The organism is Paenibacillus chartarius, assembly GCF_042432825.1.
Lineage (GTDB): Bacteria > Bacillota > Bacilli > Paenibacillales > NBRC-103111 > Gordoniibacillus > Gordoniibacillus chartarius.
Genome location: NZ_JBHLWN010000008.1, coordinates 96,504 through 108,514 on the forward strand (window position 1 = coordinate 96,504; position 12,011 = coordinate 108,514).

A 12,011-nucleotide genomic window follows, 5' to 3' on the forward strand; every position below is an offset into this window, starting at 1 on the left:
GCTGGCCCTTCTACCACCAAGAGATTTCAACTACAGAAACTAATATTTTGGAGAAGCTGTTATGAGCGAGAACAACCAGCTGCGGGATGTGTTTGACGCAATTGCAGATCCAACCAGGCGCCAACTGATTCGCCTGTTAGCCGAAGCAGTGGAGATGCCGCTTCATGAACTAACGGCACAGTTTCCCATGGGCCGCACGGCGGTATCCAAGCATTTGACGATCCTTAAAGAGGCCGGACTGGTCATGGACCGAAAGGTCGGCAGAGAAACGCGCTTTAGGCTAAACGCCGCTCCGCTTCAAGAAATCCAAGATTGGGTGGGTTTCTACAGCAAGTTCTGGAGCATGAATATGCTGCGCTTGAACCAACTATTAGAGGAGGAAGAAGAAGAATGAGTTTAGCATTATCCTTGGATTTTCAGTACACGACATCGATCGAGAAGCTTTGGTCCGCCTTAACCGATTCAAGCAAGCTTGCCAAATGGGTAACCAACATCCAAACCGGCGTGGCGATGGAAAATGATTTCAAGCCCGTCGTAGGACACCGTTTCCAATTTCGCACGGAGCCTTCCCAATGGTGGAATGGAATTATAGAAGGCGAAGTGCTTGTCGTAGAGGCGCCCAATCGTTTGTCCTATACCTGGGCCAGCGGCGGAGAGAAGCATACGGTCACCTGGACGCTGCAGGATTTAGGGGACGGGAAGATTAACCTCCATCTCGATCAAACCGGATTCACCAATGTTCAAGGACTCGAAGGCGCTAAGTATGGCTGGGGCAAATGGTGCGGCGAGCTTGAGAAGGTGCTGGAACAATAAATACGATTCAACATAAACCGGCTGCATACCGTATGCAGCCGGTTTATGTGATTAGGGCAATCTCACGCCGCTGCGGGTCAAGTTCGGGATATCCGGCTTTCGATGCCCGAACAATGGTATAATGTGGATATTGGCAAAATTGAATAAAATCGGAAGGGTGTTACGCGTGAGCGCATCGAATCAGGAGTTTATCGTCATCTCCGGTGCAAGGGAAAACAATCTCAAGAACGTATCCTTGCGCATTCCGAAGCGGAAGATCACGATCTTCACCGGGGTATCCGGCTCCGGCAAGTCATCGATCGTTTTCGATACGATCGCCAGTGAATCCCAGCGGCTGCTGAACGAAAACTTCAGTACGTTCGTCCGCAACTTTTTGCCGCGTTTTCCGCAGCCGGATGCAGACGCGATCGAGAACCTGAGCATGGCTGTCGTCGTAGATCAGAAGCGGCTGGGCGGCGGTTCTCATTCCACCATGGGCACGATTACCGATATTTCTCCCATTCTCCGAATTCTCTTTTCCCGGATAGGCCAGCCCTACATTGGACCTGCGTACATGTTCTCATTCAACGATCCGAAAGGCATATGTCCCGACTGCAGCGGCATCGGCCGCAGCCTGCGCGTCGACATGAGCAAGGCGCTGGACATGTCGAAGTCGTTGAATGAAGGAGCCATCATGCTCCCGGACTATGCGGTGAGCGGCTGGGAATGGAACATGATCGTGCAGTCGGGTTCCTTCGATCTCGACAAGAAGCTGAGCGATTACTCGGATGAAGAGCTGGAGCGGCTGCTGTACGCCAAGGCAAGGAAAGTGGAGATGGATTTCGCCGGGAAGGCCATGAATATTACCGTGGAAGGCGTCATCGAGAAGTTCACCAATAAGTACATCAAGCGGGATCTGAAGACGATGTCCGAGCGCACGCAAAAAGCTGTTGCGCCGTTCATTTCGGAAGGTCCTTGCTCCAGCTGCCACGGCGCTAGACTCAGTCAGGCCGCGCTCAGCTGCAGGATCAATGGACACAATATTGCGGAGCTCTCCTCCATGGAGGTCGGACAGCTGATCCGCGTCATTCGGGAGATCGACGACCCGACCGCAGCGCCGGTCGTGGGGTCGCTGACGGAGCGGCTGCAGCATCTCGTGGATATCGGACTCGACTACTTGACGCTGGACCGTGAGACGGATACGTTGTCCGGCGGCGAGTCGCAGCGCGTCAAGATGGTGAAGCATCTAAGCGGCAGTCTGGTGGATGTCACTTACATTTTCGACGAGCCGAGCGTCGGCTTGCACCCCCGCGATGTACACCGGTTAAACGGATTGCTCCAGAAGCTGCGCGACAAAGGCAATACAGTCATTGTCGTCGAGCATGATCCCGACGTAATTAAGGTGGCGGATCATATCGTCGATGTCGGTCCGCACGCCGGCAGCCGCGGCGGTACCATCGTGTATGAAGGAAGCTTCCAAGGCCTGCTGGAGTCGGGCACACTGACAGGCACCCATATGAAGCGGCCGCTCCAGCTGAAGCAAGATTGCAGGCAGCCATCCGGCAAGCTGTCCGTCAAGGATGCTACGCTGCATAACCTGCGGAACGTGAGTGTAGATATTCCAACCGGAGTACTGACCGTAGTGACGGGGGTCGCCGGCTCAGGCAAAAGTACGCTGATCAACGAAGTATTCCTCAGCCAGCATCCGGATGCGATCGTCATCGACCAATCGGCGGTAGGCGTATCAACACGCTCGAATCCCGCGACATACACGGGAATTATGGACGACGTGCGCAAGGCGTTTGCTTCCGCGAACAAGGTGAACCAGGGCTTGTTCAGCTTCAACTCCAAGGGCGCATGCGAGAATTGCCAAGGGCTGGGCGTTGTGTATACCGACCTTGCTTTCCTCGACAGCGTGAAGCTGCCGTGCGAGGTATGCGGAGGCAGACGGTTCAAGGAAGAGGTGCTCGCGTACAAGCTGAACGGCAAGTCTATTGCCGAAGTGCTGGAGATGACGGTGGAGCAGGCATTGGAATTTTTCCAGCTAAAAGAGGTGGTGCGCAAGCTCCAGGCGATGCGTGATGTGGGACTGAACTATATTACGCTCGGCCAGCCGCTCAGCACGCTTTCCGGCGGGGAATGCCAGCGCATCAAGCTGGCAAGCGAGCTGCATAAGAAAGGCAGCATCTACGTGATGGACGAGCCGACGACCGGACTCCATATGTCGGACATCGGCCATCTTCTCGGGATCATGAACCGGCTCGTTGATGCCGGGAATACGGTGATTGTTATCGAGCACAACCTCGAAGTGATCAGTCAAGCGGATTGGATCATCGATATGGGACCGGACGGAGGCTCCAAGGGCGGCAATGTCGTATTCGAGGGCACACCGGCGCAGATTATCCATGCGAAACAGTCAATCACGGGAAAATACTTGGTTTAATGCATAGGAACAAAGCCCCCCGCAGATCCACACAAATAGCACAGAATTTCCTGGCTATATTACAACAAAAAGCCTCACTGGAGGAGCCGCAATCGCGCTCCTCAGCGAGGCTATTCGCCTTGTGTTACACTGCAGCCGGATTCTCGATCTGCTTGAGTCTTGCTTCCATGTCTTCCGAGCGCTTACGATCGCGTTCGAGCACCGGCTTCAAATACTGTCCGGTGTACGAGCCCTCTACTTTCACAACGTCCTCCGGCGTGCCGGTCGCGACGATCGTACCGCCGCGGGTGCCGCCTTCCGGCCCGAGGTCGATCAAGTAGTCCGCCGTCTTGATGACGTCAAGGTTGTGCTCGATGACGAGGACAGTCTCGCCGTTGTCGACAAGACGATGCAGTACTTTGAGCAGACGATCGATATCGTCGATATGCAAGCCGGTCGTCGGCTCGTCGAGAATGTAGAACGTCTTCCCCGTACTGCGGCGGTACAGCTCGGCCGCGAGCTTAACCCGCTGCGCCTCGCCTCCGGACAATGTCGTTGCCGGCTGGCCCAGCTTCATATAGCCGAGACCGACATCGAGCAGCGTCGTTACCTTGCGGTGAATGCGAGGAATGTTTTTGAAAAATTCACAAGCATCCTCGATCGTCATATCGAGAATTTCGGCAATGTTCTTCCCCTTGTAGCGAATCTCCAACGTCTCGCGGTTGTAGCGCTGGCCTTTGCATACGTCACAAGGAACGTACACGTCAGGGAGAAAGTGCATCTCAATCTTGATAATGCCGTCGCCCTTACAAGCCTCACAGCGCCCGCCCTTGACGTTGAAGGAGAACCGGCCCTTCTTGTAGCCGCGTACCTTCGCCTCCGTCGTTGCCGAAAACACGTCGCGCACATCGTCGAACACGCCGGTGTACGTCGCAGGATTCGAACGCGGCGTACGGCCGATCGGCGATTGGTCGATATCGATGACCTTCTCGATGTGCTCGAGCCCTTTCAGCTCCTTGTATTCGCCCGGACGAACCTTGGCGCCGTTCAGCTCGCGGGCCAGCGATTTGTACAAAATCTCGTTGATCAGCGTACTCTTGCCGCTTCCGGAAACACCGGTCACCGCCGTAAACACGCCGAGCGGTATCTTCACGCTCACTCCGCGGAGGTTATTTTCCTTCGCGCCCTTGATCTCCAGCCAGTTGCCGTTCGGCTTCCGGCGCACGGACGGCACCGGCACGAACTTGCGCCCGCTTAAATATTGGCCGGTCAGCGAATTCGGATCTTCCATAATCTCCGCAGGCGTTCCCGCCGCCATTACTTGACCGCCGTGGATGCCCGCCCCCGGCCCGATGTCGATAATATAATCGGCCGCCATCATCGTGTCTTCGTCATGCTCGACGACGATCAGCGTATTGCCGAGGTTGCGCATGTGCTCCAGCGTCTGAATCAAGCGCGTGTTATCCCGCTGATGCAGCCCGATGCTCGGCTCGTCGAGAATATACAATACGCCCATCAGGCTCGAACCGATCTGCGTGGCCAGCCGGATCCGCTGCGCCTCGCCGCCGGACAGCGTTCCCGCCGACCGGTGCAGCGTCAAGTAGTCGAGTCCCACGTTCACGAGGAAGCCGAGCCGCGCATTGATTTCTTTCAGAATGAGGTTGGCAATCGACGCTTCCTTCGGCGGCAGCTGCAGCGCATCGAACCACGTCTGCGCCTCGCCGATGGACAGCGACGTAACGTAGGCGATATTGCGCCCGTTGATCGTAACGGCCAGCGTCTCCGGCTTGAGGCGCTGCCCTTTACACTTCGGACACGGCTTCGCGCTCATGTACGTCTCGATGTGCTCGCGGATGCCGTCGGAGAACGTCTCCCGATAACGCCGCTCGAGATTGCGGATAATGCCTTCGAACGGCACCAGCGCTTCCTTCGTATGGCCAAAATCATTCTCATAACGGAACCGGATTTTCTCCCCGTTCGTTCCGTACAAGATCGTCTTCATCTGCTCCGCCGACAGCTCGCCGACCGGCACATCGCGCGGAATGCCGTAATGCTGGCATACCGCCGCGAGGAACTGCGGATAGTAGTTGGACGTGCTTCCCGCCCAAGCCTCAAACGCGCCTTCTTCAATCGTCAGCTTATTGTCCGGCACAAGCAATTCCGGGTCGACGATCATTTGGCTGCCGAGGCCGTCGCATTCCGGACACGCCCCGAACGGACTGTTGAACGAGAACATTCTCGGCGCCAGCTCCTGAATGCTGAAGCCGCATTCCGGACAGGCCAAATTCGAGCTGAAGAGCAGCTCTTCTTGGTCGATAATGTCGACAAGCACCCGTCCGTCGGCCAGCTTGAGGGCCGTCTCGATCGAGTCGGCAAGCCGTGTCTTCACATCTTCTTTAATCACAATCCGGTCGATGACCACTTCAATCGAATGCTTCTTCTGCTTCTCCAGCTCGATGTTCTCGGACAGGTCCCGCACTTCTCCGTTCACGCGAACACGAACATAGCCCTGCTTCTGAATATCCTGCAGCAGCTTCGTATGCTCGCCCTTGCGGCCCGAGACGAGCGGAGCGAGGATTTGCAGCTTGGTCCGCTCCGGATACTCCATGATCCGGTCCACCATCTGTTCAACGGTCTGCGATGTGATTTCGATGCCGTGCTCCGGACAATGCGGCCGGCCAACTCGCGCGAACAGCAGACGCAAATAGTCGTAAATTTCCGTTACCGTACCTACCGTGGAACGCGGGTTGCGGCTCGTTGTCTTCTGGTCGATGGAAATCGCCGGCGACAGCCCTTCGATGGAATCGACGTCGGGTTTGTCCATCTGGCCGAGGAACTGGCGCGCATAAGCGGACAGCGACTCGACGTAGCGGCGCTGCCCTTCGGCGTAGATCGTATCGAAGGCCAGCGACGACTTGCCCGAGCCGCTCAGTCCCGTCAGAACGACGAACTTGTCGCGGGGAATGGTGACGTCGATATTTTTGAGATTGTGAGCTCTCGCTCCTTTAATGACGATCTGATCTCTAGCCACGGTCTAACCTACTCTCTTTAGGGAAAATGGTACTTTCGCACAGCAGCGGCAGCTCCGCCGCCCTATTCCTCGGCCTTCAGCTCGAGAATGGCATCGCGGAGCTCGGCGGCGCGCTCGAACTGCAGCGACTTGGCCGCTTCCTTCATCTCCTGCTCGAGGCGCTCGATCATCGCCTGGCGGTCCTTCTTGGACATCTTCGCGCCTTTCACCTCGGCCAAATAATCCGCCTTCGATTCCGCCGCCTTCGTCGCTTCGATAACGTCGCGGACCTTCTTCGCAATCGTCTGCGGCGTAATGCCGTGCTCGGCGTTGTAGGCCTCCTGCTTCGTGCGGCGGCGGTTCGTCTCGGTAATCGCCTTATCCATCGAATCCGTAATCTTGTCGCCATACATGATGACGCGGCCTTCGGCGTTCCGCGCGGCCCGGCCGATCGTCTGGATCAGCGACCGCTCCGCGCGCAGGAAGCCTTCCTTGTCGGCGTCGAGAATCGCAACGAGCGATACCTCCGGCAGGTCGAGGCCTTCCCGCAGCAGGTTAATGCCGATCAGCACATGGAACACGCCGAGCCGCAGGTCGCGAAGAATTTGCAGACGCTCGAGCGTCTTAATATCGGAGTGCAAATATCGCACCTTGATGCCGACTTCCTTCAAATAGTCCGTCAAATCCTCGGCCATCTTCTTCGTCAGCGTCGTTACCAGCACGCGCTCGTCCTTGCGGATGCGGTCATGGATTTCGCCGATCAGATCGTCGATCTGGCCCTTCGTCGGACGAACCTCTATAATCGGATCGAGCAGTCCCGTCGGACGAATGATCTGTTCCACGATCTGCTCGGAATGCTCCAGCTCGTACGGACCCGGAGTCGCCGAAATATAAATGATATCCTTAATCTTCTGCTCGAATTCCTCAAACCGCAGCGGACGGTTGTCCAGCGCCGACGGCAGTCGGAAGCCGTGCTCGACGAGCACTTCCTTCCGCGCCCGGTCTCCGTTGTACATCGCCCGGATCTGCGGCAGCGTCACGTGCGACTCGTCAATCATGATTAACATATCTTCGGGAAAATAATCCATCAGCGTATACGGCGTTGCGCCCCGCTCGCGGAACGTCAGCGGCCCTGAGTAGTTCTCGATGCCGGAGCAGAAGCCCATCTCGAGCATCATCTCGATGTCGTAGCGCGTCCGCTGCTCCAGCCGCTGCGCTTCCAGCAGCTTGCCCTGCTCCCGCAGCTCGGCGAGCCGCTCCTCCAGCTCCCGCTCGATGTTGACGATCGCCCGCTTCATCGTTTCCTCCGCCGTAACGAAGTGCGACGCCGGGAAGATCGCGATATGGTCGCGCTCGCCGATAATTTCGCCCGTCAGCACATCGATCTCTGTAATGCGTTCGATTTCGTCGCCGAACAGCTCGACCCGCACGGCGTGCTCGCTGCGCGAAGCAGGGAATATCTCGACCACATCGCCCCGCACCCGGAACGTGCCGCGAACAAAGTTCAAGTCATTGCGCTGATATTGGATATCGACGAGCCGATGCAAAATTTCCTGCCGCGACTTCTCCATCCCTTTGCGCAGCGACAGCACCAGCGAGCCGTACTCCGACGGCGAACCCAAGCCGTAAATGCACGACACCGAAGCTACGATAATGACGTCGCGCCGCTCGAACAAGGCGGACGTCGCCGCGTGGCGCAGCTTGTCGATCTCCTCGTTGACGCTCGAATCCTTCTCGATATAAGTATCCGACGACGCGATGTACGCCTCCGGCTGGTAGTAATCGTAGTAGCTCACGAAATACTCCACGATATTGTTCGGGAAAAACTCCTTGAACTCGCTGCAAAGCTGAGCGGCCAGCGTCTTGTTATGGGCGATGATCAGCGTCGGCCGGTTCAGCTTGGCAATGACCTGCGCCGCGGTAAACGTCTTGCCCGTACCCGTCGCGCCAAGCAGCGTCTGGTGCTTCTTGCCCTCCTGAACGCCCTTCACCAGCTCGAAGATGGCCTTCGGCTGGTCCCCCTGGGGGGCAAACTCGGAGATCAGCTCGAACTTCTTGTCACTTACAACTATGTCCTTCATTCCTCAACCCCCAAATATTGTTGGTTTCCTACGAAATCTATAAACTTTCCCTTCCATTCGACCGATACTAGAAGAGAGTGTGTGCAGGATGTGTCAAATTATGCTGCAAATAAGAATGTTTGTTCTTATTCATTATAAACTCTTTCATGGTACCTTGCAAACGGTCAAACTTACCTGATTCCCGCACCCAAGAGCATCTTTCAGCCGGTGAGTTCGGTTCATGAGCCCTTTACATCAATATCAACGGGAGTGGTAAAGTCGTGGATTTAACTACAATTTTGGGCATTGTCTTAGGGATTGCCGCTTTAGTTATCGGGTACATGTGGGACGGCGGCCATCTGGAGTCTCTGATCGTTCCGAGCGCCATGCTGATCGTATTCGGAGGAACGTTCGGCGCGACAGCCGTCGGTTTCCCCGCCTCCGTATTAAGGGATATTCCTAAAGCTCTCAATATTGCATTCCGACAGAAGAAGCGTGACCCCGGCATCGTCATCGAAGAGATCGTCGACATGGCGACGGTCGCCCGCCGCGAAGGCGTTCTCGCTCTCGAGCAGCGCGCTCAGGAGCATACGAACCCGTTTCTCAAGGACGGCCTCATGATGGTTGTGGACGGCACCGACCCGGAGCTCACCCGCCAAATTCTCGAGCTGGAGATGGATGCGGTCGAGCATAAGAACGAGAATTATGCCAAAGTGTTCGAAGCCGCCGGCGGCTACGCCCCGACGATGGGGATTATCGGTACGGTCATGGGCCTCATTCACGTTCTCGGAAATCTATCCGACCCTAACTCGCTCGGGCCCGCCATCGCCGTTGCGTTCACCGCCACGCTGTACGGCGTCATGAGCGCCAACATGGTCTATTTGCCGATTGCCGGCAAAATTAAGTTCCGAACGAAGGAAACGATCTCCGAGATGGAATTGATGCTGGAAGGCATTCTGGCTCTCCAGGCCGGCGAAAATCCGCAGCTGATCAAGAAGAAGCTGACCTCCTTCCTGCACGATAAAACGATTGTCAAAGAGGAGGGCGGCCGCAATGGCGAGGAGGGCTAAACAGCAGCCGCCGGAAAATCATGAACGCTGGCTGATCACGTATGCCGACTTAATTACGCTGCTGCTCGTATTTTTCGTCATCATGTACGCGATGAGCAAAATCGATGTAGCCAAATATACCGTTCTGGCCCAAGCGCTGAACTTCCAGTTCCAGAAAGCCGACAGCGTCATGCCGAACGGCGAGGGCGTTATGGGCCAGGTCGGGAAGACGACCGCCGACGCCGACCAGAACAAGGCAAACCCGGACGCCGATAACTCCAAGACGGGGCTTACCGACTCGGATCAAACGAAGCAAAGTCAAGCGGAGCAAGCACGGAAAGAACAAGAGCTGCAGGAGCTGCTGAAGCAGCTGCAAGCTTATATCGGACAAAATCAGCTTGAATCCCAGCTTAAAGCCGAGAATACGGAGCGCGGCATCGCCATCACGCTGAACGACCTGCTCCTGTTCGACCTCGGCAAAGCTGACCTGAAGCCGGCGGCGACACCGGTTCTCGATAAGCTGGCGGCGTTCATCTCCACCGTAAACGCGAAGATCTCCATTGAAGGCCATACGGATAATTTGCCGCTGGCTACCGGCAACCCGCTGATCGACAACTGGGGATTATCGAATGCCCGCTCTTTGTCGGTACTGCGCCATTTTATCTATAACGCCAACATTGACGGCAACAAGCTCGTCTCTACGGGGTACGCCGACACGAAGCCGGTCGCACCGAACGACAGCAACGAGAACAGGCAGAAGAACCGCAGAGTCGAAATCGTCGTACTTCGCCGCGAATCATAAGTGCAGGCACTCCGTTCATCGGGGTGCCTTTTTCCTATCCGCGCAAGTATTACGGAACGAAAACTTGCGCAATTGCGCAACAAGTTTGCGCACAATCCAACCATGCCTCGATTTATAATAAAAGTATAATATTGGCAAAGAGAGAGGCGTTCTTCCATGAATACTCCTTCGATTCACATTACGAACGATTGTATTAAAGAAGCGATCTGCGAGCAAATCCGCCAAATCCCGTCGCCGCAAGAGGAATGCATCCGCTCCTCGTGGCAGAAGGTTTCGCAAATTCTCACCCACCCTTCAAAAGTTCAGTAGGAAGCCTTAAACAGAAACATGCCCGGGAAGTCCTCCACGTTGCAAACGCAGCCCTTCCTTCCGCAGCATACTGCGGCTCGTCCAATCTAACTTCCAAGTCCAAAATATGACCAATAAGAAAAACCTCTCCCGATCATTGAATCAGGAAAGGTCTTTCGTGCTGTCCGCCTCCGGCAGTACGCTCGCCGGATTGCGAACGAGACCGGCGATGCCGCGCCCGATCATGCCGATCAGGCTCGGCTCCTTCGTCTCGATATAGTACATCGCTTGTTCATCCGGAGCCAGGATCAAGCCCAGCTGATGATGATCGCCTGCATAGAGCGGCCGGCTGACGAATTTCAGCTCGCCTTGCAGATTGATGACCTCCAGCTTGCTAAAGGCTGCGTTCAGCTGCAGCGCCTGGTGCAAATCGGCACGGCGGCGAACCGGCATTCCGTTGACCTTGTGAATGATTTCCCCGGGCGCAATGCCTAGCTCCGCCGCCGTCGAATTCGGAATTACGGCGAGTACGCGCAGGCCCTTATCCGAATGCACGTAGAACGGGCTCTGCTTCTCTTCTATCCAGCGGCTGTATGCGATCAGCGCTTCATGCAGCGCGATCGTCAGCAAGGAGGCGAAGAACGCCAGCGGGCTCCAATAATGAACAGCCACGGCGAGCAATAAGACGGCTACCCCATAACCAACAAGCCAAACGGAACTCCGGCGGACTTTGTTCTGCGGCAGCGCGCTGACCGTCAGCTCCGTAAATCCGATCATGAACGGCAGAGCGATGACCGACCAGCCTAACGCCCATCCGCCGTCAAACAGCGTCGTCCATGGCAGCGCCGCGGTACTGCCCCCGGCAGCCGGCACAATGAGCAGCAGCGGAACCGGCCAGAAGCCCTGCAGCTGGTAGCCGCCGATGATTTTGCCGCGCTTGCCTTCATAAAACATCGGCGTCGCCATTCTGGTGCCCTGGGTGCGAATCAACGCCGCTTCAAAGACGTGCAGCACACCGACGATCGCGAGCAGCATAGCTGCGTCCGTCTGCCGAAGCGCGTCGACAACCGCCCCAAGCTCTCCCCCCGGCACCGATACCGGCAGCAGCCTCGCCACCGCCCCCAGCATGCCGATGATCCCCGCCGAGTACGCCATACACATATAACGCACCCGGAACAGCATAAGAACGATGGACACGCCCCAGAGCAGCCATATCGTCTCCTGTGCGATCGATACGCCCAGCAGCGCGAACGAGAGCGAGGCGGCAATTCCGCCCGCCGCACCCCACAGCGCCGCCCGTCCGGTCTCACCCAGAAGCGAATGGAGCCGTACAGAGAACAGCCTGCGTTCCAGCTTAATCTGTCTTCGATATTGTAAAACGACGAGAACGATCCCAACGTAGTAAAACGGATTGATCAATAGTTGTACCGCCGCCGTCAGCAGCCGAACCGGCAGTTCCGTCAGTCCATCCATGAGCTACGGTCTCCTCCGCGATAAGTCGATTCCAAACAGCAAAAATAGGGAGGCTGACAACGTCCCTCAGCCATCCCTATATGCATTCGACGCCGGGCCATCTTTTCCTGCCCTG

Annotated in this window: 9 protein-coding genes; 6 read left to right on the forward strand and 3 right to left on the reverse strand. The window is 56.4% G+C overall.

Annotated elements, in window-relative coordinates:
• The first annotated feature begins 61 nt into the window (after positions 1–61).
• The 3 genes from ACFFK0_RS01185 (at position 62) to ACFFK0_RS01195 (ending at position 3,235) form a co-directional block, all read left to right on the forward strand.
• Entirely contained in the window at positions 62–394 is a 333-nt protein-coding gene (locus ACFFK0_RS01185; RefSeq protein WP_377467799.1) for an ArsR/SmtB family transcription factor, read from the forward strand.
• Positions 391–813: an SRPBCC family protein gene (locus ACFFK0_RS01190; RefSeq protein ID WP_377467801.1), complete on the forward strand. Its 423-nt coding sequence runs from the start codon at positions 391–393 to the stop codon at positions 811–813. Before ACFFK0_RS01185 ends, ACFFK0_RS01190 begins: the two co-directional genes overlap by 4 nt.
• A 166-nt stretch (positions 814–979) precedes the next feature.
• The gene (locus ACFFK0_RS01195; RefSeq protein ID WP_377467803.1) at positions 980–3,235 is read left to right on the forward strand and encodes an ATP-binding cassette domain-containing protein; all 2,256 of its coding nucleotides are present in this window, start codon (positions 980–982) and stop codon (positions 3,233–3,235) included.
• A 124-nt stretch (positions 3,236–3,359) separates the two neighbouring features.
• Here the strand turns inward: ACFFK0_RS01195 and uvrA are convergent, their stop codons facing one another.
• Both uvrA and uvrB read right to left on the reverse strand, forming a co-directional pair.
• On the reverse strand, positions 3,360–6,245 hold the full coding sequence (gene uvrA, locus ACFFK0_RS01200; protein ID WP_377467806.1) for an excinuclease ABC subunit UvrA: 2,886 nt from the start codon (positions 6,243–6,245) through the stop codon (positions 3,360–3,362).
• Between the two features lie 62 nt (positions 6,246–6,307).
• A complete protein-coding gene (uvrB, locus tag ACFFK0_RS01205) occupies positions 6,308–8,305 on the reverse strand; it encodes an excinuclease ABC subunit UvrB (RefSeq protein WP_377467808.1) in 1,998 nt (665 codons plus the stop codon).
• 260 nt (positions 8,306–8,565) lie between these two features.
• Between uvrB and ACFFK0_RS01210 the strand changes: the two genes are divergently transcribed.
• From ACFFK0_RS01210 to ACFFK0_RS01220, 3 genes are all read left to right on the forward strand, one after another.
• The gene (locus ACFFK0_RS01210) at positions 8,566–9,354 is read left to right on the forward strand and encodes a flagellar motor protein (RefSeq protein WP_377467810.1); all 789 of its coding nucleotides are present in this window, start codon (positions 8,566–8,568) and stop codon (positions 9,352–9,354) included.
• Positions 9,338–10,135, forward strand: a complete 798-nt coding sequence (locus ACFFK0_RS01215) for a flagellar motor protein MotB (protein WP_377467812.1) — start codon at positions 9,338–9,340, stop codon at positions 10,133–10,135. Before ACFFK0_RS01210 ends, ACFFK0_RS01215 begins: the two co-directional genes overlap by 17 nt.
• A gap of 156 nt (positions 10,136–10,291) precedes the next feature.
• Complete coding sequence (locus tag ACFFK0_RS01220) at positions 10,292–10,444, forward strand: hypothetical protein (RefSeq protein WP_377467815.1); 153 nt, start codon at positions 10,292–10,294, stop codon at positions 10,442–10,444.
• Between the two features lie 141 nt (positions 10,445–10,585).
• Here ACFFK0_RS01220 and ACFFK0_RS01225 read toward each other — a convergent pair whose 3' ends face one another.
• Positions 10,586–11,896, reverse strand: a complete 1,311-nt coding sequence (locus tag ACFFK0_RS01225) for a PDZ domain-containing protein (RefSeq protein WP_377467817.1) — start codon at positions 11,894–11,896, stop codon at positions 10,586–10,588.
• Positions 11,897–12,011 lie beyond the last annotated feature (115 nt).

What these genes read in the sequence shown, in the direction of transcription:
- ACFFK0_RS01185 (WP_377467799.1), top strand. Translation starts at nt 62, where the DNA reads ATGAGCGAGAACAACCAGCTGCGGGATGTGTTTGACGCAATTGCAGAT.
- ACFFK0_RS01190 (WP_377467801.1), top strand. Translation starts at nt 391, where the DNA reads ATGAGTTTAGCATTATCCTTGGATTTTCAGTACACGACATCGATCGAG.
- uvrB (WP_377467808.1), bottom strand. Translation starts at nt 8,305, where the DNA reads ATGAAGGACATAGTTGTAAGTGACAAGAAGTTCGAGCTGATCTCCGAG.
- ACFFK0_RS01215 (WP_377467812.1), top strand. Translation starts at nt 9,338, where the DNA reads ATGGCGAGGAGGGCTAAACAGCAGCCGCCGGAAAATCATGAACGCTGG.
- ACFFK0_RS01220 (WP_377467815.1), top strand. Translation starts at nt 10,292, where the DNA reads ATGAATACTCCTTCGATTCACATTACGAACGATTGTATTAAAGAAGCG.
- ACFFK0_RS01225 (WP_377467817.1), bottom strand. Translation starts at nt 11,896, where the DNA reads ATGGATGGACTGACGGAACTGCCGGTTCGGCTGCTGACGGCGGCGGTA.